The organism is Thalassovita autumnalis (assembly GCF_001458255.1).
In the GTDB taxonomy this organism is placed as follows: domain Bacteria; phylum Pseudomonadota; class Alphaproteobacteria; order Rhodobacterales; family Rhodobacteraceae; genus Thalassobius; species Thalassobius autumnalis.
The window spans coordinates 179,374-204,368 of sequence record NZ_CYSB01000029.1 but is presented as its reverse complement, the minus strand read 5'-3'; the positions used below and the strand labels follow the sequence as shown (position 1 = coordinate 204,368).

General features: G+C 60.9%; 30 protein-coding genes and 1 tRNA gene. 11 read left to right on the top strand and 20 right to left on the bottom strand.

What is annotated here, in order from left to right:
* Positions 1–62: 62 nt before the first annotated feature.
* Positions 63–935, top strand: a complete 873-nt coding sequence (locus TL5118_RS11370) for an EamA family transporter (protein WP_058245120.1) — start codon at positions 63–65, stop codon at positions 933–935.
* A gap of 4 nt (positions 936–939) precedes the next feature.
* Here TL5118_RS11370 and TL5118_RS11365 read toward each other — a convergent pair whose 3' ends face one another.
* Genes TL5118_RS11365 through argB form a run of 3 tightly spaced genes read right to left on the bottom strand, consistent with a single transcriptional unit; the run spans position 940 to position 2,944 of the window.
* A complete protein-coding gene (locus TL5118_RS11365) occupies positions 940–1,434 on the bottom strand; it encodes a SixA phosphatase family protein (protein ID WP_058245119.1) in 495 nt (164 codons plus the stop codon).
* Entirely contained in the window at positions 1,431–2,066 is a 636-nt protein-coding gene (locus TL5118_RS11360) for a ferredoxin (RefSeq protein ID WP_306345436.1), read from the bottom strand. Before TL5118_RS11360 ends, TL5118_RS11365 begins: the two co-directional genes overlap by 4 nt.
* Positions 2,063–2,944, bottom strand: a complete 882-nt coding sequence (argB, locus tag TL5118_RS11355) for an acetylglutamate kinase (protein WP_058245117.1) — start codon at positions 2,942–2,944, stop codon at positions 2,063–2,065. The genes TL5118_RS11360 and argB overlap by 4 nt, the downstream gene beginning before the upstream one ends.
* A 143-nt stretch (positions 2,945–3,087) precedes the next feature.
* Between argB and TL5118_RS11350 the strand changes: the two genes are divergently transcribed.
* Positions 3,088–3,834 carry an SDR family NAD(P)-dependent oxidoreductase gene (locus TL5118_RS11350; protein WP_058245116.1) on the top strand — a complete coding sequence of 249 codons (747 nt, stop codon included), beginning with the start codon at positions 3,088–3,090 and terminating at the stop codon, positions 3,832–3,834.
* Positions 3,835–3,852: 18 nt separating this feature from the next.
* Here the strand turns inward: TL5118_RS11350 and yihA are convergent, their stop codons facing one another.
* The 5 genes from yihA to ttcA all read right to left on the bottom strand — a co-directional run bounded on the left by yihA (position 3,853) and on the right by ttcA (position 9,615).
* Positions 3,853–4,503, bottom strand: a complete 651-nt coding sequence (gene yihA, locus TL5118_RS11345) for a ribosome biogenesis GTP-binding protein YihA/YsxC (protein ID WP_058245115.1) — start codon at positions 4,501–4,503, stop codon at positions 3,853–3,855.
* Positions 4,503–5,240, bottom strand: coding sequence for an MOSC domain-containing protein (locus TL5118_RS11340; RefSeq protein ID WP_058245114.1), 738 nt, complete (start codon positions 5,238–5,240; stop codon positions 4,503–4,505). The genes yihA and TL5118_RS11340 overlap by 1 nt, the downstream gene beginning before the upstream one ends.
* Positions 5,237–7,027: a membrane protein insertase YidC gene (yidC, locus tag TL5118_RS11335; protein ID WP_058245113.1), complete on the bottom strand. Its 1,791-nt coding sequence runs from the start codon at positions 7,025–7,027 to the stop codon at positions 5,237–5,239. Before yidC ends, TL5118_RS11340 begins: the two co-directional genes overlap by 4 nt.
* Positions 7,028–7,139: 112 nt before the next feature.
* Positions 7,140–8,687: a putative bifunctional diguanylate cyclase/phosphodiesterase gene (locus TL5118_RS11330; protein WP_082626425.1), complete on the bottom strand. Its 1,548-nt coding sequence runs from the start codon at positions 8,685–8,687 to the stop codon at positions 7,140–7,142.
* Positions 8,688–8,742: 55 nt separating this feature from the next.
* Entirely contained in the window at positions 8,743–9,615 is an 873-nt protein-coding gene (gene ttcA, locus TL5118_RS11325; protein ID WP_058245112.1) for a tRNA 2-thiocytidine(32) synthetase TtcA, read from the bottom strand.
* A gap of 122 nt (positions 9,616–9,737) precedes the next feature.
* On the opposite strand from ttcA, the gene TL5118_RS11320 reads away from it, so the two are divergent.
* Positions 9,738–10,274, top strand: a complete 537-nt coding sequence (locus TL5118_RS11320) for a DUF3833 domain-containing protein (protein ID WP_058245111.1) — start codon at positions 9,738–9,740, stop codon at positions 10,272–10,274.
* Positions 10,275–10,292: 18 nt separating this feature from the next.
* On the opposite strand, the gene TL5118_RS11315 is transcribed toward TL5118_RS11320, so the two are convergent.
* The 6 genes from TL5118_RS11315 to rpmH form a co-directional block, all read right to left on the bottom strand.
* Positions 10,293–10,670: a VOC family protein gene (locus TL5118_RS11315; protein WP_058245110.1), complete on the bottom strand. Its 378-nt coding sequence runs from the start codon at positions 10,668–10,670 to the stop codon at positions 10,293–10,295.
* A 7-nt stretch (positions 10,671–10,677) separates the two neighbouring features.
* On the bottom strand, positions 10,678–10,914 hold the full coding sequence (locus TL5118_RS11310; protein ID WP_058245109.1) for a hypothetical protein: 237 nt from the start codon (positions 10,912–10,914) through the stop codon (positions 10,678–10,680).
* A gap of 170 nt (positions 10,915–11,084) precedes the next feature.
* Positions 11,085–11,300: a hypothetical protein gene (locus TL5118_RS11305; protein ID WP_058245108.1), complete on the bottom strand. Its 216-nt coding sequence runs from the start codon at positions 11,298–11,300 to the stop codon at positions 11,085–11,087.
* Positions 11,301–11,665: 365 nt separating this feature from the next.
* A complete protein-coding gene (yidD, locus tag TL5118_RS11300; RefSeq protein ID WP_058245107.1) occupies positions 11,666–11,962 on the bottom strand; it encodes a membrane protein insertion efficiency factor YidD in 297 nt (98 codons plus the stop codon).
* 4 nt (positions 11,963–11,966) lie between these two features.
* Complete coding sequence (gene rnpA / locus TL5118_RS11295; RefSeq protein WP_082626424.1) at positions 11,967–12,449, bottom strand: ribonuclease P protein component; 483 nt, start codon at positions 12,447–12,449, stop codon at positions 11,967–11,969.
* Positions 12,450–12,470: 21 nt separating this feature from the next.
* The gene (gene rpmH, locus TL5118_RS11290; RefSeq protein WP_005980833.1) at positions 12,471–12,605 is read right to left on the bottom strand and encodes a 50S ribosomal protein L34; all 135 of its coding nucleotides are present in this window, start codon (positions 12,603–12,605) and stop codon (positions 12,471–12,473) included.
* Between the two features lie 382 nt (positions 12,606–12,987).
* On the opposite strand from rpmH, the gene TL5118_RS11285 reads away from it, so the two are divergent.
* The 5 genes from TL5118_RS11285 (at position 12,988) to TL5118_RS11265 (ending at position 17,861) form a co-directional block, all read left to right on the top strand.
* Positions 12,988–13,683 (top strand): TVP38/TMEM64 family protein, encoded by a 696-nt coding sequence (locus TL5118_RS11285; protein WP_058245105.1) that lies wholly within the window; start codon positions 12,988–12,990, stop codon positions 13,681–13,683.
* A 2-nt stretch (positions 13,684–13,685) separates the two neighbouring features.
* Positions 13,686–15,101: a dihydrolipoyl dehydrogenase family protein gene (locus TL5118_RS11280; RefSeq protein ID WP_058245104.1), complete on the top strand. Its 1,416-nt coding sequence runs from the start codon at positions 13,686–13,688 to the stop codon at positions 15,099–15,101.
* 25 nt (positions 15,102–15,126) lie between these two features.
* On the top strand, positions 15,127–16,554 hold the full coding sequence (locus TL5118_RS11275; RefSeq protein ID WP_058245103.1) for a sensor histidine kinase: 1,428 nt from the start codon (positions 15,127–15,129) through the stop codon (positions 16,552–16,554).
* Positions 16,555–16,651: 97 nt separating this feature from the next.
* Positions 16,652–16,728 (top strand) — tRNA-Arg (locus tag TL5118_RS11270).
* A gap of 176 nt (positions 16,729–16,904) precedes the next feature.
* A complete protein-coding gene (locus TL5118_RS11265; protein ID WP_058245102.1) occupies positions 16,905–17,861 on the top strand; it encodes a DMT family transporter in 957 nt (318 codons plus the stop codon).
* Here the strand turns inward: TL5118_RS11265 and TL5118_RS21620 are convergent.
* Together TL5118_RS21620 and TL5118_RS21615 are read right to left on the bottom strand one after the other, a co-directional pair.
* Complete coding sequence (locus tag TL5118_RS21620; RefSeq protein WP_370701674.1) at positions 17,858–18,109, bottom strand: MerR family DNA-binding protein; 252 nt, start codon at positions 18,107–18,109, stop codon at positions 17,858–17,860. The two genes, TL5118_RS11265 and TL5118_RS21620, sit on opposite strands and share 4 nt — an antisense overlap.
* Complete coding sequence (locus TL5118_RS21615; RefSeq protein ID WP_242601771.1) at positions 18,072–18,260, bottom strand: MerR family DNA-binding transcriptional regulator; 189 nt, start codon at positions 18,258–18,260, stop codon at positions 18,072–18,074. The genes TL5118_RS21620 and TL5118_RS21615 overlap by 38 nt, the downstream gene beginning before the upstream one ends.
* 69 nt (positions 18,261–18,329) lie before the next feature.
* Between TL5118_RS21615 and TL5118_RS11255 the strand changes: the two genes are divergently transcribed.
* On the top strand, positions 18,330–18,845 hold the full coding sequence (locus tag TL5118_RS11255; RefSeq protein WP_207383449.1) for a DUF2938 family protein: 516 nt from the start codon (positions 18,330–18,332) through the stop codon (positions 18,843–18,845).
* Between the two features lie 49 nt (positions 18,846–18,894).
* Here the strand turns inward: TL5118_RS11255 and hemE are convergent, their stop codons facing one another.
* Positions 18,895–19,941, bottom strand: coding sequence for a uroporphyrinogen decarboxylase (hemE, locus tag TL5118_RS11250; RefSeq protein ID WP_058245101.1), 1,047 nt, complete (start codon positions 19,939–19,941; stop codon positions 18,895–18,897).
* A 142-nt stretch (positions 19,942–20,083) separates the two neighbouring features.
* Between hemE and hemC the strand changes: the two genes are divergently transcribed.
* Positions 20,084–21,043, top strand: coding sequence for a hydroxymethylbilane synthase (hemC, locus tag TL5118_RS11245; RefSeq protein WP_058245100.1), 960 nt, complete (start codon positions 20,084–20,086; stop codon positions 21,041–21,043).
* 83 nt (positions 21,044–21,126) lie between these two features.
* Here the strand turns inward: hemC and TL5118_RS11240 are convergent, their stop codons facing one another.
* Both TL5118_RS11240 and TL5118_RS11235 read right to left on the bottom strand, forming a co-directional pair.
* The gene (locus TL5118_RS11240) at positions 21,127–22,413 is read right to left on the bottom strand and encodes a flavin-dependent oxidoreductase (RefSeq protein WP_058245099.1); all 1,287 of its coding nucleotides are present in this window, start codon (positions 22,411–22,413) and stop codon (positions 21,127–21,129) included.
* Positions 22,414–22,520: 107 nt separating this feature from the next.
* Positions 22,521–23,921, bottom strand: coding sequence for an FAD-binding oxidoreductase (locus TL5118_RS11235; RefSeq protein ID WP_058245098.1), 1,401 nt, complete (start codon positions 23,919–23,921; stop codon positions 22,521–22,523).
* A 201-nt stretch (positions 23,922–24,122) separates the two neighbouring features.
* Between TL5118_RS11235 and hpaR the strand changes: the two genes are divergently transcribed.
* On the top strand, positions 24,123–24,578 hold the full coding sequence (gene hpaR / locus TL5118_RS11230) for a homoprotocatechuate degradation operon regulator HpaR (protein WP_058245097.1): 456 nt from the start codon (positions 24,123–24,125) through the stop codon (positions 24,576–24,578).
* An 86-nt stretch (positions 24,579–24,664) separates the two neighbouring features.
* On the opposite strand, the gene TL5118_RS11225 is transcribed toward hpaR, so the two are convergent.
* Positions 24,665–24,991: a hypothetical protein gene (locus TL5118_RS11225; protein WP_058245096.1), complete on the bottom strand. Its 327-nt coding sequence runs from the start codon at positions 24,989–24,991 to the stop codon at positions 24,665–24,667.
* Positions 24,992–24,995 lie beyond the last annotated feature (4 nt).

The following is a 24,995-nucleotide window of genomic DNA, read 5'->3' as shown; positions in this document are numbered from 1 at the left end:
ATCTTGACGTCAAGCTAAATACAAATATCTTGACGTCAAGATAAATGGATAGGAATGATCCGATGACCCGTAAAACTGATTTGATGCTCACCGCTCTGGCCCCTGCGATCTGGGGCAGCAGCTACATTGTCACCACCGAATTGCTGCCGGATGGTTACCCGCTGACGGTTGCGGCGCTGCGGGCATTGCCTGCGGGGCTGTTGCTCTTGGTGCTGGTGCGCCAGCTGCCGCCCGTGGCCTGGCTGGGCCGCCTGTTCATTCTGGGGGCGCTGAACTTCACCCTGTTCTGGGCAGCCTTGTTTGTGGCGGCCTATCAATTGCCGGGCGGGGTGGCCGCAACCCTTGGTGCGATCCAGCCGTTGATCGTGTTGCTGCTGGCGCATCGGTTGCTGGGGGCTGCGCTGTCGCCGTTGTCCCTGACCGCTGCGCTGACCGGGATCCTTGGGGTTGCGCTCCTGATCCTTGGGCCGGATGCCCGGCTGAACAGCCTGGGCGTGCTGGCCGCGCTGGGGGGCGCTGGATCGATGGCGCTGGGTGTGGTGCTGACCCGCAAGTGGCAACCGCCAGTGCCGCCGCTGACCTTCACCGCCTGGCAGTTGACCGCAGGGGGGCTGCTGCTGGTGCCATTGGCGCTGATCTTTGAACCTGCCTTCCCGGCGCCGGATGCCAAGTCTTTGGCCGGCCTTGTCTGGCTGGGGCTGATCGGCGCGGCGCTGACCTATTACCTGTGGTTCCGCGGCATTGCCCGTTTGGGCCCGGAAGCGATTACCGGTCTGGGCTTTCTCAGCCCGCTGAGCGCCGTGATGCTGGGCTGGCTGGTGCTGGGGCAGGGGCTGAGCCCGTTGCAAAGCCTTGGCGCGTTGATTGTGCTGGGATCTGTCTGGGCTGGCAATTTGGGGGGGCGCCCCAAGCAGCCGACCCCCGCGCGCGCCTAAGCGATCAGGTCAATCGGCGTGGGATTATGAAATCGAGGATTTGGCCCATCCCCGGGCCAACCTCTGACCAGCTGTCAGCCTCAAATTGATAGACGGTTGTGGCGCAGGTGGGATAGCGGTCAAAATCCGCATCCCCCGGGTGGGCGGCGGCCAGTGTGTCAGCAAAATCTGCGATCCCGGGATTGTGGCCTAGCATCAATACGGTTGCCGCATCACCAGCCTGTTTCAGCACCTCCAGCATTGCTATCGACGGCGCCAGATATAGCCCGCGCAGAAACCTCTCCTCGGCCTCCAGCGCCAGACCCGCCCATGTTTCCCGCGTGCGCGTCGCGTCAGAGGACAGCATCAGATCCGGCAGGTGCCCATTCCCGCGCAGCCAGTCGCCCAAGGCCATGGCCGCGGCCTGACCGCGTGGGTTCAACCCCCGCTCATGATCGGATTGCAACGGGTCGTTCCAATCGGATTTGGCGTGGCGCATCAGGATCAATTTCAGGCTCATCGAAAGGCTTTCATATGGAAATGGCTGTGTTGGGGCAGCCTGCCATAGGACTGGCTGGTGGGACAAGATCGCCGCACCAGACAGCCCTGCATACACGCGGCACCTTCGGGGCTGTTGAGGTGGGTTTTGCAGGCGGCCACATCATAGCCCTGTGGCCCCAGCGCGCCGATCGGGCAGGCGGTCAGGCAGGGTTGCAAGGCGCAGAGGTCGCAGGGTTGGTTTGGGCGTGCGGGGATATCCAGCCGGTCGGCAAAGCCCAATGCGCCGCGGTAAGACACCAGTAGCCCGGCCTGATCATGCACCAACAGCCCAACCGGCGAGGACCAGGCGCGCCCGGTTTCCGTGGCCCAGCGGATGAAGGGTTGAAACGGCGGCCCGCCAAAGGGGAATAGCGCAGTCGCCCTCAGCTCGCGCGCCAGATCACCGATCACCCGTTCTGACCAGCGGTCCATCGGGTCGGCTGCGCCGTCACGATGCTCGGGTGTTTCGGTGAACATGGCCCAGAAACCGGGCTCCTGCGGGCCCAGCATGACCACGGTCTTTAGGCCATCCAAATCCTCGGGGTGCAGCGCCCCCATAACAGACAAATGCCGCCCGGAGGCGGCATCTTCTATCTCATCCCAACGGCTCACCCGTCCTCCGGGTCATCATTGCGGATCATCGATCCGGCGCCGTGTTCTGTGAACAGCTCCAGCAGGCAGGCATTGGCGACACGGCCATCCTGAATGACCACGGCGCGCACGCCATCCTCCACCGCCTTCAGCGCGGTTTCAGTTTTCGGGATCATGCCGCCCGCAATCGTGCCATCGGCGATCATGTCGCGCACCTGTTGGGTGCTGAGCTGTGTCACCACCTCACCATCGGCGCCTTTGACACCGGCCACATCGGTCAGCAGCAGCAGGCGATCGGCCTTTAGCGCTCCGGCGATGGCGCCTGCGGCCGTGTCACCGTTGACGTTATAGGTTTCATTGCCTTCCCGGCCTGCACCGATAGGGGCAATCACCGGGATCATGCCGGCGTCACACAGATCGCGCACCACCTGCACGTTCATCTCGCTCGGGCGGCCGACAAATCCCAGTTCCGGATCATCAGCGTCACAGATCATCAGCCCGTCATCCTTGCCGGAAATCCCGATGCCGCGACCCCCTTCGTGGTTGATCGCCTGCACAATCCGCTTGTTGACCATGCCGGCCAGCACCATCTCCACCACTTCAACCGTGGCCTTGTCGGTGACCCGCTTGCCGCGTACCCAGTCGCTTTCGATGTTCAGCTTGCCCAGCATCTCATTGATCATCGGGCCGCCACCGTGGACCACCACCGGGTTCACGCCGACTTGTCGCATCAGAACCATGTCACGGGCAAACTCGGCCATTGCCTCATCATTGCCCATGGCGTTGCCGCCAAATTTCACGACAACCACAGCGCCGGTGAAGCGCTGCAGATAAGGAAGCGCCTCGGACAAGGTCCGGGCCGTGGCAATCCAATCGCGGTTCATGTTCTGCTTCTTCATTGTGATCTGGTATCTTTTTTATAAACCCCCTCGTGTTAGCGGCTTCGCCGCGCGCTGCCAAGACCGTTCAAGCGGTTGCGCCCCCGGGCAAGGCTGCTACTGTCGGCGCGCGCGCATATGGGACAGAACAAGGAGTGGCCCGGATGAGTGGAAAAAGCAGTGACAGACGCAAGACCCTGCTGCTGACGGGGGCCAGTCGCGGGATTGGCCATGCCACGGTGCGCCGGTTCAACAAGGCAGGCTGGCGGGTGATCACCTGTTCCCGGGCGCCGTTTCCTGCGGAATGCCCCTGGGGCGGCGGTGAGGAAAACCACGTTCAGATCGATCTGTCGGACCCGACGGATACCATCAACAAAGTGGAAGAGATCCGCGATCGGCTGGACGGCAAGCTGGACGCGCTGGTCAACAACGCCGGAATCTCACCCAAAGGGCCAGACGGCGGCCGGTTGAACACCATCGACACCGATCTGATGACTTGGGGGCAGGTGTTCCATGTGAATTTCTTCTCCTCCGTCGTGCTGGCGCGGGGCCTGCGGGAAGAACTGGCCGCAGCCAAAGGCGCGGTGGTCAATGTGACCTCCATCGCGGGCTACCGGGTGCACCCCTTTGCCGGGGCGGCCTATGCCACGTCCAAGGCGGCGCTGACGGCGCTGACCCGCGAAATGGCGCATGATTTCGGGCCAATGGGGGTTCGGGTCAATGCAATTGCGCCGGGTGAGATTGAAACCGCAATCCTGAGCCCGGGCACGGAAAAACTGATTGAGGATATTCCGCTGCGCCGTCTGGGGCAGACCGAAGAGGTGGCAAACACCATCTACTTCCTCTGCACCGAGGCGTCTTCTTACATCTCAGGGACTGAGATTGAGGTGAACGGCGGCCAGCACGTCTAGGGCCGCCGTCCTTATTGCTTAAACCAGCGTCGCGATGGTGCTGCGCAGGGTTTCGATGCCGTCACCCTTTTCTGAGGAGGTCACGATCAGCTCAGGAAAGGCGGCGGGGTGTTTCGACAGTTTTTCACGCACCTGATCGAGGATCCGCTCGCGGTCCTTGGCCTTCACTTTGTCCTCTTTGGTCAGCACGCATTGAAACGTCACGGCTGAGCTGTCCAACAGGCTCATGATCTCTTCGTCGACCGGTTTGACCCCGTGACGATGATCCACCAGCACAAAGGCCCGGCGCAGGTTCTGCCGGCCTGACAGGTAGCGTTTCAGCAGGCGCTGCCATTTCTCGACCACGGCCAGCGGGGCATTGGCAAAGCCATAGCCGGGCAGGTCGACCAGATAGTGCTCTTCACCTGCGGTGAAGAAGTTGATCTCCTGCGTACGGCCCGGCGTGTTGGAGGCACGCGCCAGACCTTTGCGCCCCGTCAGCGCGTTGATCAGGCTGGATTTGCCCACGTTGGAACGGCCGGCAAAGCAGACCTCAATCCGGTCCGCAGGGGGCAGGCCATCCATGGCGACCACACCTTTGACGAAGTCGGTTTCGCCAGCAAACAGCAGGCGACCTTTTTCGCGTGTGGCTTGATCCGGCTCTTCGGCCAGCGGGAAAGGGAGTTGCATCACAGTACCTCTAGGTGGTCGCCAAGGGCGATCTCACCGTCATTCAGGACTTCGGCGCGGATGCCGAAATCAGTGTGACCCTGGGTGTCGCGGATCGCTTTCAGCGTATTCTGATCGCGCGCGCCGGTTTCAGGGTTGGTTTCAGTTGCGCGGCAGCGCTCAATCCGGTCGATGACCTTCAGGCGCACCGCACCGATCTGCAGCTCACGGCCGACCAGATCCAACTCGGCCCAGGGGGCAAGGCCATCAAGCCACAGGTTGCCGCGGAAACGGCGCTGATCCAGCTCAGCGCCCAGGGTTTGCCCCAGATCCGCAAGCGAGCTGTTTGACAGGATCGCCACGGCCGAAAAATCCGCATCCGCCATGCCCCCCGCAGGGGCCTTGATCAGCGTATGCGGGGCCGGGCGGGCCTCAGGGTAGATCGGGGTGATCCAGTCCACCACTTTGGCACCGTCCTGATCGGGGTTCACCGTCAGGTCGTCCAGCTTCGGATGGCTCAGGGTGATCTGATCGCCTTCGGTGCGGGCGGTCACTGCCATCAGCTCGGGCCCGAAACAGCCCCGGGCAAAGTTGCGGCATTTCTGCCATGTGCCGGTGTCTTCAGCCGTGCCGGTCAGCACCGCATAGGCCCGGTCCAACGGAACAGGCCCGCCTCGTGAGAGACGGACCTTGGAGAGAGGCTCGGCCCCGATGCCTTTGATCGGGTGCCGCCAAAGATTCGCGACTGTTGCGCTCATTCTTTTGCCTTCTCCTTGCGTTTGAAGCTCGACTTGATGTTGCCGAAGACGTCCGGCTTATACCCGTGCGAGCGCATGATCAGATACTGCTGCGTAAAGGTGATCATGTTGTTGGTGATCCAGTACAGCACCAGACCCGAGGCAAAGCCGCCCAGCATGAACATGAAGACCCATGGCATCCAGGCAAAGATCATCTGCTGGGTCGGATCGGTGGGTGCCGGGTTCAGCTTCTGCTGCAGCCACATCGACACACCCAGAAGGATCGGCAGCACACCAAGCGAGATGATCGCCAGCAGCGAACCGGGTTCCGGCGGGGTGAAGGCCAAGAGGCCAAAGAGGTTCAGGATCGAGCTGGGATCCGGTGCCGACAGGTCAGTGATCCAGCCGGCCCAAGGCGCGTGGCGCAGTTCCAGCGTAACGAAGATCACCTTGTAGAGCGAGAAGAAGATCGGGATCTGGATCAGGATCGGCAGACAGCCCGCGGCGGGGTTCACCTTTTCCTTCTTGTAAAGCTCCATCATACCCTGCTGCATCTTCTGACGGTCGTCGCCGGCCGCCTTTTTCAGCTCTTCCATCTGCGGCTGCAGTTCCTTCATCTTCGCCATCGAAGCGTAGGATTTATAGGCCAGCGGGAAGACGAGGATCTTGATCACTACGGTCAGACCGATGATGGCCCAGCCCATGTTGCCGATCATGGCGTTCAGCGTGTGCAGCAGCCAGAAGATCGGTTTGGTGAAGAAGAAGAACCAGCCCCAGTCAATCGAATCGAGGAACCCGGGCACGTTTTCGTCGTTCTCATAGGTGCGGATCGCTTCCCATTCCTTAGCGCCCGCAAACAGACGGGTGTCCGCGGTGATGGTTTCTCCGGGGGCCAGCGTCTGGGTCGGCTGCACCGCTTCGGTCTGGTAAACGTCCAGCTGATCCACATATTTGCGCACCGATTTGAACGGGCCTTCGGGGATCAGGGTCGACATCCAGTAGTGATCGGTGAAGCCGGTCCAGCCGGTTTCCGAAACCTGGGTCACCTCGGCGCGGGCGCCCTGGCTGGCGTCATAGCCCAGATCCGCAACGTCGTCGTAATCCACTTCCGACAGTTCACCGTCGGTCATGGCGATCAGGCCTTCGTGCAGAATGAAGAAGTTCTTCAGGTCTGCCGGCTCCCCATGGCGGGCGATCACGCCGTAAGGCGCCAGCGATACGGTGGCGCCACCGGTGTTTTCGACGCTCTGGCTGATGGAGAACATGTAGTTCTCATCAATCGACATCTCACGACGGAAGGTCAGGCCGGAACCATTGTCCCAGGTCAGGGTGATCGGGGCGTCCGGGGTCAGCGTCTGATTGCCGGTGACCGACCAGATGGTGTTGGCACCCGGCACCTGATCGATGCTCAGGCCTTGGCCCGGGGCCCAGCCGAACAGCGTGTAATAGGGGTTTGCTGAGTTCAGCGGCGACAGCATGGTGACGATGTCGGAATCTTCGTCCTGCGTTTCGCGGTAGTCTTTCAGCGACAGCTCATCCACACGGCCACCCATCAGCGAGATAGAGCCGCTGACGCGCGGGGTGTCGATCATCAGACGCGCGGCGTCTTCGGTGACCGCGGCATTGGCGACGGTGCCAGTGTCCGCAACGGCCGGATCGGCAACGGGTGCTGTGACCTCTGCAGTCACTTCGGTCGCGTTCGGGTCGGTTGCGGTTTGTTCCGGCGGGGGGAACATAAGGAACCAAACCAGGATGACGGCAAAGCTGAGGCCAGTTGCCAAAAGAAGGTTTTTATTCTGATCGTCCATCGGGAGTGCGTGCCTGTCCTTGGAATTCTTAGCCGCTGGTTCAACAGAGTGCGGCCCCAAAGGTCAAGCGGATTCCCCCTTTCGGCGTGTGATACGCGCTGTTTTGCTGGGCTCAGCCGGTGTTGCGGCCGATCTGGCGGTCAATCTTGGGGGTCAGGCTGGGCATAGGCTTGTCCTGACGTTCGTAGTTGCGCAGCCATTCCTGCGCCTTGGCCGCCGGCATCGGACGGGCCAGACCAAAGCCCTGCACATGCCGGCAACCCAGTTGCGCCAGCATTGAATGTTCGCCGGGGGTCTCCACCCCCTCGGCCAGGCTGTCCAGATCCAGCTGTTCAGCCATCGACAGGATTGCGGCCACCATGCGTTGTTGGCTGGGGTCGCGGTCAAGGTTGGTGACGAAGGATCGGTCGATCTTGATCCGGTTGACGTCAAACCGGCGCAAGGCGGTGATGGAGGCATTGCCGGTGCCAAAATCATCCAGATCAATGGCGCAGCCCAGATTGGACAGCCGGGCCACGTTCTGCACCACCACATCATCCGGCGAGGAGGCGACGACGCTTTCCAATATCTCCACCGCCAGGCGTTCCGGCTGCAGGTTAAAGCGATCCAGCGTCCACACGACCTTGTCGACAAGTTTGGGATTGCGCAGTTCTGCGGTGGAAAAATTGACCCCAACGCAAGGCACGGTCAATCCGGCCTCATCCCAGGAGGCCAGCGCCATCAGGCTGCGGGTCAGCATCACATCGCCCAACCGCTCCATCAGACCGTTTTCTTCCATCAGTGGCAGGAAATCCGACGGCGGCACCGTGTGGGTGCCCTGTTTCCAGCGCGCCAAAGCCTCCATCCCGCTGAGGGCGCCGGTGTCGGTGGAGATCTGCGGCTGGAACCATGGGTGGATTGCACCGTTTTCCAAGGCTTCGATCAGCTCATTCACCTGATCAGCATGACGGTGGGTGCGGCTGGTCATCCCGGGGGCGTAGGCCCGGATGGCGGCGGGGGCATTGTGCATCGCCTCATCCAACGCGGCCTGCGCGGCCTCAATCATCGGGGGGCCGTAGGGCATCGTCAGTTGACGATCCAGCACAAAGCCGATGCAGCAGCTGAGGTACAGCGTGGCCCCATCCAGCGCGACGGGTTCCTCCACCGCGGTCTGCAGCCGGCGGGCCAGTTGGATGGCGCTTTCTAGGTCCAGCTTTGCAACGGGGGCCAGCACAATGGCAAACCGCCCGTCCCCCTGCGGCAGCAGCCGGTCACCGGGGCGCAGGGTCTGGCTGAGGCGATCGCCAACCCAGGCCTCAATCCGTTCGGCGGCGGACAGGCCGTGATGGGTGTTCAACTGATGAAAGGAATCGATCGACAGCAGGTAGAGGCCGCAGCGCTGCTTGCGGCGGTCACACTGCAGCAGATTCTGGTCGAGCGTCTCCTCCAACCCCAGAGCCTGCCGTTTGTCTGGCGTCGTACCGATGTTCAGCGGCAGCCCGCCATTGAGAGCCATTACGGCTGGTAGCCCCAGTGCAACGGCCACCAGCCAGCCCTCACCACCGATCCAAAACGCAGCCAGCACCAAGGCTGGGAGGAAGGCCAAAGCCTGCGGACCAGCCACCAGCGCACGCAGCGCTTGCCGCAACTGGACCATCGCGGGGGAAAACAGCCGCATCATCTTGCCCTCTTGTTGTCAGTGGTGACAGCTTGAAGGCGAAATGATCAAGGGCAGGTTAACGCAGCTTGGGAATATCCTCAGAAATCTGATCAATTTTAGCAGTTCCCAGCGCGAGCCCTGCAAAATCGAACAGTTTCGGGTCCAGCATATGGCTGGGCCGCACATTGGTTAGGGCACGGAACATCACCTGACGGCGGCCGGGGCTGTTCTTTTCCCATTGATCCAGAATTTGTTTCACCTGCTGGCGCTGCAGACCATCTTGCGACCCGCACAGATCACAGGGGATGATCGGATAGTTCAGCGACTTGGCGAACTTCTCACAATCCGCTTCGGCCACATGGGCCAGCGGGCGGTAGACAAACAGATCGCCTTCTTCGTTGACCAGTTTGGGCGGCATAGTGGCCAGACGGCCGCCATGGAACAGGTTCATGAAGAAAGTTTCCAGAATGTCATCGCGGTGATGGCCCAGCACCACGGCTGAACAGCCCTCTTCGCGGGCAATGCGATAGAGGTTGCCGCGACGCAGGCGCGAACAGAGCGCGCAATAGGTGCGGCCGGCGGGAACCTTCTCTTTCACCACACTATAGGTGTCCTGATATTCCACCCGATGCGGCACGCCCATGTCTTCAAGGAACTTGGGCAGCACGGTTGAGGGAAATCCAGGTTGACCCTGATCCAGATTGCAGGCCAGCAGTTCCACTGGCAGCAGGCCGCGCCATTTCAGCTCATAAAGCACCGCCAGCAGCGTGTAACTGTCCTTGCCGCCCGACAGGCAGACCAGCCAGCGGCTGCCGCGTTCTATCATGCCGTATTGCTCAATCGCCTCACGCGTTTGACGCACGATGCGTTTGCGCAGCTTTTTGAACTCGGTCGTCGAAGGGGCGCCGGCAAAGAGCGGGTGGATATCGTCCAGATCAGTATCAAGCATGCCGCGCCCCTAGCCGGTGGCGGGCGTTTTGCCAAGGAAAAAACGCGGTTTCTGACCGAATGGACCCCACGCGGTCATCCGAATGCGGCGCCGGTGCGTATCAAGGGAAAGAGGAGAAGTTCATGCGTGCATTTGCCCTACTTGCCTTGGGTCTGGTGCTGGGTCTTGGCTTAAGTGCCTGCGGAAAACCCAGCCTTGAGGATCCAAAGCTCAGCGATAAGGTGCTGAATCTTGAAGAGTATTTTGATGGTCGGACGGTTGCCTACGGTCAGTTCAATGATCGTTTTGGCACGGTGCGGCGGCGCTTTGAGGTGGTGATTGATGGCACTTGGGATGGTGAGGTCCTGACCCTGGTTGAGGATTTCACCTATGCCGATGGCAGCAAGGAAGAGCGGATCTGGTCACTTGTCAAAACCGGGCCATACAGCTGGCAGGGCATGGCAGCGGGCGTACAGGGCGTCGCAACCGGGGAGGAGCGGGGCGATACGTTCAACTGGCGTTACCAGATCGATCTGCCGCTGCCTGAGGGGGACACGCTGCGGGTCGATTTTGATGATTGGATGTGGCTCCTCGAGGATGGGCGTCTGCTGAACCGCGCCTACATGAGCCGGTTTGGCGTTACATTGGGTGAGGTGATCATCTTCTTTGAAAAACGCTGATCGGCTTAAGTGACCGGTCTATCCGGTGAGGCGCCATGGTGGGAAGCGTCGGTTTTTGCCTGCGTGATAAAGGCAGAGGCGATGGCCCGAAGGATCCACAAGCCATGCTTCCCGCCAGAGCCAGGGCTGATCCATTGGCGGATGCTCAAACGCAATGCCTCTTGCCAGTAGCTCCTGATAGCGCGCGTCCAGATCGGCCACCTCGAAATAAAGCGCGGGGCCATTCTGCGGCGCGGTTTCAGACAGATGCAGCGATAGGGTTGCGTGGCCTTCGGGGAGTTCGAACCGAGCGTATTCGCCACGGGCAGAAACGATCAGCGTCAGCCCGAGGCGTTGATAAAAGGTGACGGAGGTGTCGAAATCGATCACCGGCAGGGTCACTTGGTTGAGGTTCATGGCAGGCTCAGCGCAACAGCGTAGGATGGTCGCGCGCATCGGGGGCAAGCCCCATGTCACGGCGCAGATGATCCGAAAGGTCCCCCGGACGCAGGCGGTCCACCCGCCGCAGATCGGGTACCAGCAGGATTGCGCGAAGAACACGCCAGCGGCCATGACGTTCAATCAGCTGGGTGATGGCGGCGGTCAGCCGGGCACGCGAACGTTCGCGTGCAATGGGGCGGTGAGGCAGGGCAAGTGACATGAGCTTTCTCCTTGGTCAGTGTCATCTGCCACGGGTGATAAAAGCTGAAGTGCACTTTAGCTCAAGACCTTTATGCCTCTATTTGCGAAATAATTTGCCAACACAGAAATTGCGCGGTGGGGGCGGGCGCTGAGGCACTCCCAGCGGGAGGTGTCTCAGCGCCCGCTGCGTTACCGCATACGTCTCGGTGGGGGGGCAAGTGTCGGCAAGCCCATGTCACGACGCAGGTGATCCGACAGCGCTGCTTCGTCATGGCGGCGACGCCGGTGGCGCAGGTTGGCGCTGAACAGCGCGCGCAGCACCGCGATCAGCCCGTGGCGGGCGATCAGTTCTTCTAGGATAAGATTCGGCCGCAGTCCGGCCGCTGTGGTTTCCAAACGGGTCATATGTCTTACCGGTCGGTGGTGACCGGTCCCTTAGTTAAGTGGATGTGTGGGTCAAAATCGAAGTAAAGCAGCGGACCAGCACAGGGGCTGGGGCGAAGCTCAGGCGATAGATTTCGAAGGTGAGAGATCCGGCAAAGGATCAGGAATGGCGAAGCGGGGTCTTAGATCAGAGCCAGCTTTTGGCGGCGAAACAGCGCCACATTGCCATAGCAGGTCCAGCCGAAGAGTGCGTTTGAAACAGAGATATTCATGGTCGCCCTCCTTGCTGATTGTTGGACCTGCGGTGGGGATACCGTAGTCGGTGCCATTTCCAAAGCCCGGAAAACCTTACCCCCAGCCAAGGGCGGGGTTGTGTGGTTTTACGGTCACTCGCCCGTGTCTTTGGAGGTTTTGTCGTTCTGCGGTGCGCTGTGGCATCCGCAGGATCCGCTGCGGCCTTCAGCACCGGGCACGGGATCATAGCCGTCACCGCCCCAGGGGTGGCAGCGGCCAATACGGCGCAGGGTTAGCCAGGAGCCTTTGATCGCCCCGTGTTTTTCCAGAGCTTCCAGCGCATAGGCGGAACAGGTTGGCTGATAGCGGCAGTTGAAGCCGACCCAGGGGCTGAACACTAGCCGGTAAAACCGAACGGGCAGGGCAGCGATATGGGCAAGCGGGCTCATCTGCTTAGGTCTTGTCCTTGGGATCCTTGCGGTGTGGCGCTTTGCGGCCCTTGTCACCCTCCTTGCGGGGGCGGGGCGGCTGATGCAGCCGTTTCAACGCATAGATAAGGTCACCCTGCAGCTGTTCAAAGGGGCGCGCGGCGGTAGCATCGGCGCGACCGATCAGCACATAGTCATATCCGGGCAGGCCGTGGTGAGGCAGCACCAGGCGCGCGGCCTCACGCATCCGCCGTTTGGCGCGGTTGCGGGCAACGGCATTGCCAACCTTTTTGGAACAGGTGAAGCCGACGCGAATCCCTGTTGCGGGTTCATCGGTCTGTCGTTTGCGGGCCTGCACCATCATGCCGCCCGTGCCTTGCCGCCGCGCCTTGGCCGCGCGCAGGAAATCTGACCGGTTCTTCAGAACCGTCACACAAACAGAAACCGCCGGGGGGCTATTCCCCATGTCGGCTATTGCGCCTGTCATGGGGGCCTCCGGCGGTGTCATCTGTCCGATAAGTGGCTGAGCTTATGCGCTCAGCGACTTGCGGCCACGTGCGCGACGTGCATTCAGAATCTTACGGCCTGCTTTGGTGGCCATGCGCGCACGGAAGCCGTGGCGGCGTTTGCGAACCAGGTTCGAGGGCTGGTAGGTGCGTTTCATCGCTCCGTCTCCATCTTGTCTAAGGGCCAGACAAGCGGAATCGCTACGGCCCGATATATAATCCGAGGCCCGTCCTTAGGGCGGATTTCGGCAATAGTCAAATGCCCAAATAGGGTTTTGCAACAAAAATGCTGCAACTTTGGGCGTGGGATCGGGGTTTGTGTTACAAAGCCCGGAAAATCGCCCTGTTTTCTGCCTTAGAGCGTCACCTGAGATCAAGCCAGCGTGAGGCGGCTGTGAGAGATCTGTCAAAAAAGCCCCCAGATCTTCATCTTACGGGGGAACAAGACATGTGGTGCCTATGGTGATGACAAACGATTCCCTCCCTCCTCAACCTCGCTCGGCGGCAGCGCCGGCTAAGGCAGACAGCAAATCCGGGCTGATGCGTTACCTGCCTATGGCAGTGATCGCGACAGCGGCGGTGCTGGGCGGGATCTATCTTCGAGATGTCTTCAGTTTTGAGGCCTTGGCGTCGAATCGGCAGATGCTCATCGAGTTCCGCGATGCCAACTATCTGCTGAGCGCTGTGGTGTTCATCGCGCTTTATGTGGGGATCGTTGCCTTTTCGCTGCCCGGGGCGCTGATCGCCACTTTGACCGGCGGGTTCCTGTTTGGTGTCTTCCCCGGGGCGCTGTTCAACGTCACCGCGGCAACGCTGGGGGCTTCGGCCATTTTCCTGGCTGCGCGCTGGGGGCTGGGCGAACGGCTGGCGGCTAAGATGGATGCGGGCCATGGCGCCGTGAAGAAGATCAAAGAGGGCATTGATGAAAACCAATGGTCGATGCTGTTTCTGATCCGGCTGGTGCCGGCGGTGCCCTTCTTTGTGGCCAATCTGGTGCCTGCACTTGTTGGCGTGCCGCTCAACCGCTTCATGATCTCAACCTTTTTGGGCATCATTCCAGGTGGCTTGGTCTTTACCTCGGTTGGGGCCGGATTGGGCGAAGTGTTTGCGCGCGGTGAAACACCGGACTTGGCGGTGATCTTTGAACCGGCCATTCTGCTGCCTATCCTTGGGCTTTGTGCGTTGGCCGCACTGCCGATCGTCATCAAGGCCCTGCGCGGCCAGAAAGGGCTCTGATCATGGCTGAGATTAAGACGGATCTGCTGGTCATCGGGGCCGGCTCTGGTGGCTTGTCTGTTGCGGCGGGGGCCTCGCAGATGGGGGCCGATGTGACCCTGCTGGAAGGCCACAAGATGGGCGGTGACTGTCTGAACTACGGCTGTGTCCCCTCCAAGGCGTTGCTTGCCGCGGGCCATGCGGCCCATGCGATGGGGGCAGGGGCGGCAATGGGAATCACCCCGGTCGCGCCTGAGGTCGACTATGCCGCCGCCAAAGACCACGTGATGCAGGTGATCGACCAGATCGCCCCGGTTGACAGTCAGGAACGGTTCGAAGGGTTCGGCGTGCGGGTGATCCGTGAGTTCGGCCGGTTCATCGCGCCGCGCAAGGTGCAGGCGGGTGAGGATATCATCACCGCGCGCCGCATTGTGATTGCCACAGGATCATCCCCCCTGGTGCCACCGATCAAGGGCCTGCAGGATGTGCCGTTCTACACCAATGAAACGCTGTTTGAACTGCGCGAAAAGCCCGCGCATCTGATCATCATTGGCGGTGGCCCCATCGGTATGGAAATGGCGCAGGCCCATGTCCGGCTGGGCTGCAAAGTCACCGTCATCGAGGCGATGCAGGCGCTTGGCAAAGACGATCCCGAACTGGCCGCCATTGCGCTGGAAAACCTGCGCGCCGAAGGGGTGGAGATTCTGGAAGACGCACCGGCGCAGGAAATTGTGGGGCAGGCGGGCAATATCGCTGTGGAAACCCCCAAGGGCCGGGTGCAGGGCACACACCTGTTGATGGCGGTGGGGCGCAAACCCAATATCGACGCTCTGGATCTGAACAAAGGCGGCATTGCCCACACCGGCAAGGGCATCACCGTGGACGAGAGCCTGCGCACCTCAGATCGCAAGGTTTTTGCCATTGGGGATGTAGCGGGGGGCATGCAGTTCACCCATGTGGCCGGCTACCACGCCGGGCTGATCATCCGTCAGGCGCTCTTTGGGTTGCCCGCGAAAGAGATGACCGCCCACATCCCCTGGGCCACCTACACCGATCCCGAGATTGCACAGGTAGGTCCGACCGAAGAACAGGCGCGTCAGATCCATGGCGACAAGCTGGAGGTGGCGCGCTTTGAATACGCCCACAATGACCGCGCTATAGCGACGCGGCGGACCACCGGGTTGATCAAGGTGATGGTGGTCAAAGGCCGGCCGGTCGGCGCCTCTATTGTGGGCCATCAGGCAGGGGAGTTGATCGCGACCTGGTCTCTTGCCATTGTGAACAAAGTGAAAATGTCGGGGATAAGTGCAATGATTGCGCCCTATCCGACGATTGCAGAGGTTAACAAGCGGGCTGCGGGTGCCTATTTCTCACCGAAACTGTTTGATAACCTTCGTGTGAAAAAGGTCGTGCGGCTGGTGCAGCGCTACCTGCTATGACCCCAAGCCCCTGAACGGAGCGCCCATGCTGAATTCGCTGTCCGGCCGGTTTCTGATCCTGACCATCATTTTTGTGATGCTGGCAGAGATCCTGATTTTCGTGCCGTCGATCGCGCGTTTCCGCGAAGATTATCTGCTGTCGCGCCTGGAACGGGCGCAGATCGCCTCGCTCGCGTTGCTGGCGGATGACATGATCTCCCCTGATCTGGAGGAGGAGCTGCTGCGCAACGCGGAGGTCTTCAACGTTGTACTGCGCCGCGATGAGGCGCGTCAGTTGATTCTGTCAGCCCCGATGCCGCAGCAGATCTCAGACAGTTTCGATTTGCGCGGCGCAACCGCTTTTCAGTTGATCCGTGATGCAATGGCGCGGCTGTTTGATCCTGATCCCAAGGTGATCCGGGTGATCGGCAACCCGGTGCGGGAGGCCGGGCTGCTGATTGAGGTCACGATGGAAACCAGTGAATTGCGCGATGCCATGATCGATTACGGCCTGCGGATCCTGATCCTTTCGGCGGTGATTTCGGCTGTGACGGCGTTCTTGCTGTTCCTTGCGGTGCAGGCCCTCCTTGTGCGGCCGATCAAAGGTGTGGTGCGCCACATGCAGGCCTATGCCCGCGATCCCGAAGATGCCCGCCGCATCATCAAACCCGAATCTGGCCTGCGTGAGCTGCGCGAAGCCGAAGAGGCGCTGGAAACCATGCAGGTACAGCTGACAGGGTCCCTGAAACAGAAGGAACGTCTGGCGCAGTTGGGCGGTGCCGTGGCCAAGGTCAGCCATGACCTGCGCAACATGCTGACCTCCGCCCAGCTGTTTACCGACCGGATTGAGATGTCACAGGATCCCGGTGTGAAACGCATGGCGCCGAAACTGGTGAACTCCATCACCCGCGCGGTGCACCTGTGTGAGGCAACCCTGGCCTTTGGCAAGGCAGAAGAGCCGGCGCCGCGATTGGAACGGGTGGTTCTGGCCGATCTGGTCAGCGATGTGATTGACAGCGAACGCCTGTCCGCTGGTGAACATGACCTCAGCTTTGCCGAAGACATCCCCTCGACCCTGCAGATCCGCGCGGACAGCGAACAGATCTACCGGGTGCTGGCCAATCTGGTGCGCAACGCGCGCCAGGCGGTGATGCAGTCCGGCGAAGGCGGGGAGATCAGTGTCGCAGCCCAAGAACATGAGGATCATTGGGTGATTCTGGTCAGCGACACAGGGCCGGGTTTGCCGAAAAAAGCGCTGGATAACCTGTTCCGTCCCTTCCAGGGCGGCGTGAGTAAAGGCGGCACGGGCCTTGGTCTGGCCATCGCGCAGGAGCTGATCCGCGGTCATGGCGGCCAGCTGCGCCTTAAGAAGACCGGTGAGTCGGGGACGGTGTTTGAAATCGACCTGCCCAAGGGGGATCTGGAACTGGCGATTGAGCCGGAGTTCGACAATGGTGAAGCGGTAACGCACTGATTTTCAAACGCTTTCAAAGAAAGTTTCGAAGAATTTCATTTTTCTGTCGTTTTCCGGTTGCGCCCCCCAGCGCCACAGCTTAAAAGCCGCCACACACGGACCGATAGCTCAGCTGGATAGAGTACTTGACTACGAATCAAGGGGTCGGGGGTTCGAATCCTCCTCGGTCCGCCATAAAAAGCCCGCCTCTCAGGCGGGCTTTTTTGTGTCTGCTGACTGCTACTTTTACGCGGTCGCTACGGGGGCAATCCGACCCCGCGCTTCAGTTAATCCTTGCAGGCGCGGGCGTTTCTGTATTGTGCTAGCGCAAACACCCCAAATCCATCCCGGCAGACCTGAGGGACCTATCGATGAACGTGACCGGCGCATTCTACGGCCTGCTGGCCTTTGGCATTTTTGCGACCCATGATGCTGTGATCAAATATCTGGGCGGCGCCTATTCGCCGTTTCAGGTGGTGTTCTTCGCGACGCTGTTTTCCTTCCCGCTGGTCACCTTGATGCTGATGCAGGACAAGACGGAGGGCAACCTGCGCCCGATTCATCCCTGGTGGACGGCGCTGCGCACCCTGTGTTCCACATTGAATGCCATCTGTGTCTTCTATGCCTTCACGGTGCTGCCGCTGGCGCAGGTCTATGCGATCCTTTTTGCGATGCCGCTGCTGATCACTGTCTTGTCGATCCCGATTCTGGGGGAAAAGGTTGGGATCCACCGTTGGTTTGCGGTGCTGGTCGGCCTGATCGGCGTGATCGTTGTGCTGCGTCCCGGCCAAACCGAGTTGGGGCTTGGGCACGCAGCGGCGCTGTCCAGTGCTTGCCTTGGCTCGGTCGCCTCGATCATCGTGCGCAAGGTTGGGCGCGAAGAGCGTTCGGTTGTGATGATGATCTATCCGATGGTGTCGAACTTTGTGGTGATGGGCAGCCTGATGATCTTCACCTATCAGCCGATGCCGCTGCCGGATCTGGCCGGCGTTGGCGCGATCGCGCTCCTCGGCTTCACCGCGGGCCTGTTGCTGGTCTTTGCCTATCGCGCCTCAGAGGCGGCGATCGTGGCGCCGATGCAATATTCGCAGATCCTTTGGGCCACTTTCTTTGGCTACATGTTCTTTGATGAACATCTGGATGGTGCAACGGTGCTGGGGGCAGGGATCATCATTGCCTCGGGCCTTTACATCCTGTTCCGCGAATCGCGGGGCGGCCGGTCGGAAAACACGCCTGTTCTGCGCAACCGGTCGCGTGCCTCCTCGGCGATTTCGTTCCGGGTGTCGACGCTGTTGCGGCGCCAGCGCGGTGACGGGGATGAAGGTTAACGCGCTGAGAACCTGTCGCTTGCCAGTTTGAGCAGGCGACGAAACTTGCCACATTGCATCGGGTCCTCTTCGCGGCAGCTTGCGGCGTGGGTCAGCCCATCGCGCAGGGCCGTCAATCGGCGAATCTGCTGATCCAGCACCTGCGCCTGATCGCGTAAGGCTTGCCGGTCAATCTTTGGCGCATCGCCAGGGCCAAACATTTGTTGCAAGTCATCCAGACTGAATCCCGCCGCACGGCCTGCGCTGATCAGCTGTTGAGGCAGGAAACAGCCGCTGCAACCCGTGCCGCCCGACCGAATGGATCAATCCCCGTTCCTCATAATAGCGCAGGGTGGAGGCCGGCAGCCCCGATTGCCGCGCCAGGGCCGAGGTCTCAAGGAGGGTCTTTGCCTGTGTCATTGCGCCTCACGGGAATTGGGTTTCGTCACTTGACCTCAAGTCGGCTTGAGTTGGCAGGATCGCCGCCAGTTGATCATTTTGCAAGAGGCAGAACAGATGGAAGAGCTTTGGGGATATGGTGCGGCGCTCGGGACCGTGGCGACCATCACAATGGATGGCTGGGAATGGGCAGAGGCCCGGCTGTTGGGGCTGCCGCGTCGCAATTATGCGATGTTGGGCCGTTGGCTGGGCCACATGACGCGGGGCACGTTCCTGCATGACAATATTGGTCAGGCGGCGCAGATACGCGGTGAGGCGGCACTGGGTCAGGTCGCACATTATGGCGTGGGGGTGGTGTTTGGGATCGCGTTTCTCACATTCACCGGCTTTAGCTGGTTGGCGCTGCCTGAACCGCTTGCGGCCTTGGCCTTTGGGGCTGTGACGGTGGTGATGCCGCTATGTGTGATGCAGCCCGCCTTTGGGTTTGGAATTGCCGCCGCAAACCTACCGCACCCCTGGGCAGCGCGGGCACGCAGCCTCGTTGGTCACCTCAGCTTTGGTTTGGGTCTTTATCTGGCGGGCCTGTTGCTGCGCTGGATTGCCTAACTAAAAGGGGCGCCCAAAGCGCCCCTAAACCTTTGCCAATGTGCGGGCGTTACCCGTTGCGCACGGTATCGATCATCAGTTGCACATTCTCAGGATCGGCATCCGGTGTGATGCCATGGCCCAAGTTGAAGATATGCGGCCCGTTGCCAAGCGCCTTCACGATGCGGCGGGTGTCATCGATCAGGTCCTGCCCGCCGGTCACCATATGGCGCGAGGCCAGGTTGCCCTGCACACAGCCATCCACCTGCACATGTTCCGCAACCCATTCGGCCGAGACCGAGTTGTCGACGGCAACACAATCTGCGCCGGTGGCCTTGGCAAAGCCGATGTAGCCGTCGCCCGCTTCGCGCGGGAAGGCAATCACGGGCACACCGGGGTGGCGTTCCTTGATGGCGGCAATGATGCGTTTTGCAGGCTCCAGCGCGTATTTCTGGAAGTCCGCGCCTTTCAGTGAACCGGCCCAGCTGTCGAACAGCTTCACCACTTCGGCACCAGCCTCAATCTGTTTGGACAGATATTCGATGGTGCCTTCGGTCAGCAGGTCCAGAAGGCCCTCGAACACAGCGCGGTTTTCATCTTTCAGTGCATGGGCAGGGCCCTGATCCTTGGTGCCGCGACCGGCGATCATATAGGTGGCCACAGTCCAGGGTGCGCCGGCGAAACCGATCAAAGTGGTCTCACGCGGCAATTCGCGGCTGAGGATTGATACGGTGTCATACACCGGATTCAGCACCTCATGAATGTCGTCCTTGCCCTTCAGCGCGGCCAGTTGATCGGCGGTGGTGGTGGTAGACAGACGCGGACCCTCACCAGTCACGAACCACAGATCCGCGCCTAGGGCCTGCGGCAACAGCAGGATGTCGGCAAACAGGATCGCCGCGTCAAAGCCATAGCGGCGGATCGGCTGCAGGGTCACCTCAGCGGCCAGTTCGCTGTTGTAGCACAGCGACAGGAAGTCACCGGCCTGAGCGCGGGTGGCGCGGTATTCGGGCAGATAGCGGCCCGCCTGACGCATCATCCAGATCGGCGGCGTGGGCAGGGTTTCGCCCGCAAGGGCGCGCAGGATTTTCTTTTGCGGTACGTGTGGCTCGGACATGTCGGCTTCCTTTCGCTTGAACGGTTGGTCCATTGCCGGGGCGCCGTTGTCAAGGCTTGCTGTGGCGCCGCAACCAAAGGCCGCAGGCCCGCACTGTGGCCAATGCTTGCGCGAGGCGGCGGCTGGGGCTAAGGCTTCGGCCATGACTTTGACATTGCCCACCCCCGCATCGCCCTTGAAAATTGGCACCCGAGGCTCGCCACTGGCACTGGCGCAGGCCTATGAGACCCGCGATCGCCTGATGGCGGCTTATGATCTGCCTGAGGCGGCCTTTGAGGTGGTGGTGATCAAAACCACTGGCGATGACATGGCGCTGATCAAAACGGATACGCCGCTGAAAACCTTGGGCGGCAAGGGGTTGTTCACCAAAGAGATTGAGCAATCCATGCTGGATGGTGGCATCGACATTGCGGTGCATTCGACCAAGGACATGCCGGTGGAACAGCCCAAAGGGCTGGTGCTGGACACCTTCCTGCCGCGTGAAGACGTGCGCGATGCTTTTGTCTCGCTGAAATATGAAAGCCTGCAGGATCTGCCCGAGGGCGCGGTTGTCGGCTCTTCTTCGCTGCGCCGTCGTGCCCAGCTGCTGAACCGGTTCCCACATCTGAAAGTGGTGGAGTTCCGTGGCAACGTGCAGACCCGTCTGAAAAAGCTGGAGGATGGCGTGGCGGAGGCAACCTTCCTTGCCAAGGCTGGCTTGAACCGATTGGGCAAGGCGGATGTGGCGCGCTCCGCCATTGACCCTGAGGATATGCTGCCCGCCATCGCGCAGGGCACCATCGGGATCGAACGGCGTGAGAATGACGATCGTGCGGGCGAAATGCTGGCGGCACTGCATCACGCAGAAACCGGCCAGCGTCTGGCGGCCGAACGCGCGTTTCTGGCCGCATTGGACGGTTCCTGCGAAACCCCGATTGCGGGTCTGGCGACGTTGGAAGGCGGTCAACTGCGGTTGCGCGGCGAAGTGCTGCGCCCTGACGGGTCCGAGGTGATCCGCGATGAGCGTACCTGCGCCATCTCCGACGGGGAGGCGCTGGGCAAGGCGATGGCCAAGGATATGCTGGCGCAGGCGGGGCCGGATTTCTTCAGCTGGCGTAGTTAAGCCAGGCAAGAATGACAAAGGGCGGGGGAGACCCCGCCCTTTTTTGTTTGTCGCAGAGGCCCAAGGCGTCTGTGTCGGCCCGTTTACAGTTTTACCTGCGCCCCTTCGGCAATCATGCGGGGCGCGTTGTTCAGCGTCTCAATCGCAAAGCCTGCTGCGGATTTGTATTTGGCCATGAACTCGGCCCGTTCGGCGGCTGGGATCACCGTGTCGATATCGTCAAACTCGCCACCGCAGCGGTCCTCCACCATATTCAGCAGACCAAAGGGACCAGCACCGCGATTGCGCAGGATCAGCTCTGACACCGGACCGCAGAGTTTGTCATTAAACGCCTGCACCGCTGCCCGTGTCACGCCATGTTCCAGCATCGCGATGCCCAGTTCGCGCGCATCAATCACCGCCTGACTGGCGCCGTTTGACCCCGTTGGATACATCGCATGGGCCGCGTCCCCCATCAGACAAGCCGCGCCATCTACCCAGAAAGGCACCGGATCGCGGTCAATCATCGGGTTTTCATAGGCCACGGTGGAGCCATTCAGCAGCGCTGGCACATCCATCCAGTCATAGGTCCAGCCATCGAAATGATGTTTGAACTCATCAAGTTCCGCCTGGCGGAACCAGCTGGAGACGTCATAGCCTTCGGTGTCCTCCAACGTGATCTCGGCAATCCAGTTGATCCAGGCCAGACCGGTGTCAGGATCAGGGTAGGAGATCGGGTAGATCACCATCCGGTGCTTGTCACTGCCAAGTCCAAGGAAGGACGAACCGGTGCGATGCGGCTTGGCCAAAGTGGTGCCGCGCCACATGACAATGCCACCCCACTGGATCGGCGGCTGGTCGGGATGCATCTGTGCCCGCACGCGGGAGTGGATGCCGTCAGAGCCGATCAGCAAGGTGCCAGTTTCGCGCAAGGTGGTGCCATCGCGTTGTTCGATGATCGCAGTTAACGATCCATCTGCGTTGTTTTCATAGCCCACAACCCGCTGACCCAGCCGCACGACACCTTCGCCCGCACGTTCCACCAGTTTGCGGTAGAGCAGCATGTGAAATTCGCCGCGATGCACGGCGTATTGTGGCCAGTTGTAGCCAGCCAGCAGGCCGCGTGGTTCGGCGTAGATGTCATTGCCGTTGCGGCCAACCAGCGCCCATTCCTTGGTGGGCACGCCGACCTGATCCAGATCCTCGGCGCCGATGCCCAGATCATAAAGCTCACGCACCGCGTTGGGCTGCAGGTTGATGCCGACGCCTAGCGGCTTCAGCTCAGGCACCGCCTCAAACACCACACAGGGCACACCGATCTGCGTGAGGGTCAGCGCAACAGACAGGCCACCGATGCCGCCACCGGCAATCATCACTAAGGGTTGGGTCATCAGCGCATTCCTTTCGTCTGCCTTTTCGCGGTCTTCAAAACCGTCTGGTCTGCGCTGATTAATTCACATGTTAATTGACGCAGTCAACTAAATCTTGCGCGCAGGGGTCACGGCAGCAGCTTGCCGGGGTTCAAAATCCCCTTGGGATCAAGCGCCGCCTTGATCGCCTTCATGGCGGCAATTGCGGCGGGGTTCTTGCGCCGTTGCATCGACGGCAGCTTGGAGGTGCCGATGCCGTGTTCGGCCGAAAAGGACCCGCCAAAGCTTAGCGCCACATCTTCGACCGCTTCCATGATGCTATCACGCAATGCGGCATCCTCGGACGACTGCCAGACGGTATAGTGCACATTGCCGTCGCCCAGATGGGCCACCACAATTTCCTCGGCCGCCGGATCCAGTTCCGGCAAGCGCTGCGCCATGGTTTTGAGGAAAGGCGCCACCTTGTCCAGCGGCACAGCGATGTCATTGGCGATGAAGGGTTTGCGCGACATGGCAATCTCTGCCGAGGCCTCGCGCCGTTCCCACATTTCCTGACGCTGCGCTTCGCTCTGCGCAACCACAGCATCCAGCAGCATGCCCTCTTCGAACATGGCCATCAGGGTTTCCTCCAGATAGGCCGCGATTGGGGTTTGCCCGTCTTTGCCCACCGTGCAGTCACGCGGGGCGGTGGCGCCTACCTCGACCAGAATGTTGATGTCTTGCGGCGTCTCAAACGGTTCGCGGGCGCTTGGGTTGATCTGCTGATGCACCTCAATGTGACGGCGAGGCATGTATTCAAAAGCCTCAACAGCGCCGCCCGTTGCCTCCTGCAGGCGGTTCAAAAGCACCAGCGCCTCATCCAGCGACGGGGTTGCCACCATCGCAGTGGCATAGGCGCCGGGTTTCGGGTGCAGTTTCAGCACTGCGGCGGTGATGATGCCCAATGTGCCCTCGGCGCCGATCAGCAGGTGTTTCAGATTATAGCCCGAGTTGTCCTTGTGCAGTTCGCTCATGATCTCAACCACCTCACCGGTGGGCATCACGGCCTCAATCCCCAACACCAGATCTCGCGTGTTGCCATAGCGCAGCACGTTCGAACCCCCGGCATTGGTCGACAGGCAACCGCCGATCATGGCCGAGCCTTTGGCGCCAAAGGTCAGCGGGAAGATCATATCGACCGCATCCGCCGCGTCATGCAGGTTGGACAGGATCACCCCGGCCTCCACAATCGCCACCCGGGCCTCGGGGCGCAGATCCCGGATCTGGTTCATCCGGTCAAGGGACAGCATTACGGCGCCGTCTGCACGGGTGCCCCCGGCCAGACCCGTGTTGCCGGACACCGGGACAATTGTGGTGTCGGTTTCATTGGCCCATTTCACGACGGCAGCAACCTCGGCGGTGGAGCCGGGGCGCACAACGGCCAGCGGGCTGAATCGATACGCCCCGGTCCAGTCGCTGGACCAACGTGCCATGTCTTCGCCCTGCATCACATTTGCTTCGCCCACCAGCGCTGCTAGCTCATTGATCATCCCGTGTCCTTTCACTGGCGCCACCGCCCTTTATCGCTCACTCAATATGCATGCAGGCGGCGCGATGTCAGCACCGGGGAATTGCGGGCGCAGGATCAACTTGGCCTGATGCAAAGATTTGCTTAACGTGATAAGAAAATCCGGGTTAAAGTCACAACCCTTAAGATCATAGACCGCGACAATCGGAGGCGCTCCGCCCGTATGGAAACTGAAGCCACCCTGCCACCCCTGACCCACCGCTCCTTGCCGATTGCGCTGTTGCGGGCCCGAGAAAAGGTCATGGGGCCGATCCGTCAGATGTTGGCCGATGCTGGAGTAACGGAACAGCAATGGCGGGTTTTGCGGGTGCTGGAAGAACGCGGCGTGCTGGACCCGACGGAGATTGCAGAGCATTCCTGCCTGTTGCTGCCGTCGCTGACGCGGATCCTGCAGACCCTGCAGGGCAAGGGTATGATCACCCGCAAACCACACCCAACCGACCGGCGCAAACAACAGATCCGCATCACCGATGCCGGGCGCCAGCTGATTCTGGACAACCTGCAGGAAAGCCGCCGTCTGAACGCCTGGCTGAAAAACAACATGGGCGAAGAGAAGCTGGAGCTGTTGCTGGACCTGCTGAATGAGTTGGACGGGTTGGAGCGCGGCGAGGGTGAGTGAGCCTAGCCTGTGTTCCAGCCACTGAGCATTAACGCAAAAGGGCCGCGTCGTGCGGCCCTGTCTAATTTTCGCTGCTGAACTCGGGATTAACCCTGATTTGTCCGCTCGATATAGGCGCGCAGTTCTTCGGCCTCATGGCGGGCCTCGCGTAGGCCTTCCATCGTGGCGGAAAGTTCCGCTTCGGTCTGGCTCAGCTGGGTGGTCAGCTCGGCCTCACGCTGTTGCAGATAGGTGATGGCCTGATCGCGGGTCTCTTCCGCCTCATGCAGCTCCTGCGCCATCCGGTCCAATTCGCCAATGTCGGATTTTGACACCTGGGTGAAGCGATGGATCAGCCAATAGGCAAACCAGCCCATGCAGAAGGCGACAAACAGGATGATCGCGGTGGCCATGATGAATTGAGTGCGCTCCATTAGG

What these genes read in the sequence shown, in the direction of transcription:
- TL5118_RS11370 (WP_058245120.1), top strand. Translation starts at nt 63, where the DNA reads ATGACCCGTAAAACTGATTTGATGCTCACCGCTCTGGCCCCTGCGATC.
- TL5118_RS11365 (WP_058245119.1), bottom strand. Translation starts at nt 1,434, where the DNA reads ATGAGCCTGAAATTGATCCTGATGCGCCACGCCAAATCCGATTGGAAC.
- argB (WP_058245117.1), bottom strand. Translation starts at nt 2,944, where the DNA reads ATGAAGAAGCAGAACATGAACCGCGATTGGATTGCCACGGCCCGGACC.
- TL5118_RS11350 (WP_058245116.1), top strand. Translation starts at nt 3,088, where the DNA reads ATGAGTGGAAAAAGCAGTGACAGACGCAAGACCCTGCTGCTGACGGGG.
- yihA (WP_058245115.1), bottom strand. Translation starts at nt 4,503, where the DNA reads ATGCAACTCCCTTTCCCGCTGGCCGAAGAGCCGGATCAAGCCACACGC.
- TL5118_RS11340 (WP_058245114.1), bottom strand. Translation starts at nt 5,240, where the DNA reads ATGAGCGCAACAGTCGCGAATCTTTGGCGGCACCCGATCAAAGGCATC.
- yidC (WP_058245113.1), bottom strand. Translation starts at nt 7,027, where the DNA reads ATGGACGATCAGAATAAAAACCTTCTTTTGGCAACTGGCCTCAGCTTT.
- TL5118_RS11330 (WP_082626425.1), bottom strand. Translation starts at nt 8,687, where the DNA reads ATGATGCGGCTGTTTTCCCCCGCGATGGTCCAGTTGCGGCAAGCGCTG.
- ttcA (WP_058245112.1), bottom strand. Translation starts at nt 9,615, where the DNA reads ATGCTTGATACTGATCTGGACGATATCCACCCGCTCTTTGCCGGCGCC.
- TL5118_RS11320 (WP_058245111.1), top strand. Translation starts at nt 9,738, where the DNA reads ATGCGTGCATTTGCCCTACTTGCCTTGGGTCTGGTGCTGGGTCTTGGC.
- TL5118_RS11315 (WP_058245110.1), bottom strand. Translation starts at nt 10,670, where the DNA reads ATGAACCTCAACCAAGTGACCCTGCCGGTGATCGATTTCGACACCTCC.
- TL5118_RS11310 (WP_058245109.1), bottom strand. Translation starts at nt 10,914, where the DNA reads ATGTCACTTGCCCTGCCTCACCGCCCCATTGCACGCGAACGTTCGCGT.
- TL5118_RS11305 (WP_058245108.1), bottom strand. Translation starts at nt 11,300, where the DNA reads ATGACCCGTTTGGAAACCACAGCGGCCGGACTGCGGCCGAATCTTATC.
- yidD (WP_058245107.1), bottom strand. Translation starts at nt 11,962, where the DNA reads ATGAGCCCGCTTGCCCATATCGCTGCCCTGCCCGTTCGGTTTTACCGG.
- rnpA (WP_082626424.1), bottom strand. Translation starts at nt 12,449, where the DNA reads ATGACACCGCCGGAGGCCCCCATGACAGGCGCAATAGCCGACATGGGG.
- rpmH (WP_005980833.1), bottom strand. Translation starts at nt 12,605, where the DNA reads ATGAAACGCACCTACCAGCCCTCGAACCTGGTTCGCAAACGCCGCCAC.
- TL5118_RS11285 (WP_058245105.1), top strand. Translation starts at nt 12,988, where the DNA reads ATGCGTTACCTGCCTATGGCAGTGATCGCGACAGCGGCGGTGCTGGGC.
- TL5118_RS11280 (WP_058245104.1), top strand. Translation starts at nt 13,686, where the DNA reads ATGGCTGAGATTAAGACGGATCTGCTGGTCATCGGGGCCGGCTCTGGT.
- TL5118_RS11275 (WP_058245103.1), top strand. Translation starts at nt 15,127, where the DNA reads ATGCTGAATTCGCTGTCCGGCCGGTTTCTGATCCTGACCATCATTTTT.
- TL5118_RS11265 (WP_058245102.1), top strand. Translation starts at nt 16,905, where the DNA reads ATGAACGTGACCGGCGCATTCTACGGCCTGCTGGCCTTTGGCATTTTT.
- TL5118_RS21615 (WP_242601771.1), bottom strand. Translation starts at nt 18,260, where the DNA reads ATGACACAGGCAAAGACCCTCCTTGAGACCTCGGCCCTGGCGCGGCAA.
- hemE (WP_058245101.1), bottom strand. Translation starts at nt 19,941, where the DNA reads ATGTCCGAGCCACACGTACCGCAAAAGAAAATCCTGCGCGCCCTTGCG.
- hemC (WP_058245100.1), top strand. Translation starts at nt 20,084, where the DNA reads ATGACTTTGACATTGCCCACCCCCGCATCGCCCTTGAAAATTGGCACC.
- TL5118_RS11240 (WP_058245099.1), bottom strand. Translation starts at nt 22,413, where the DNA reads ATGACCCAACCCTTAGTGATGATTGCCGGTGGCGGCATCGGTGGCCTG.
- TL5118_RS11235 (WP_058245098.1), bottom strand. Translation starts at nt 23,921, where the DNA reads ATGATCAATGAGCTAGCAGCGCTGGTGGGCGAAGCAAATGTGATGCAG.
- hpaR (WP_058245097.1), top strand. Translation starts at nt 24,123, where the DNA reads ATGGAAACTGAAGCCACCCTGCCACCCCTGACCCACCGCTCCTTGCCG.
- TL5118_RS11225 (WP_058245096.1), bottom strand. Translation starts at nt 24,991, where the DNA reads ATGGAGCGCACTCAATTCATCATGGCCACCGCGATCATCCTGTTTGTC.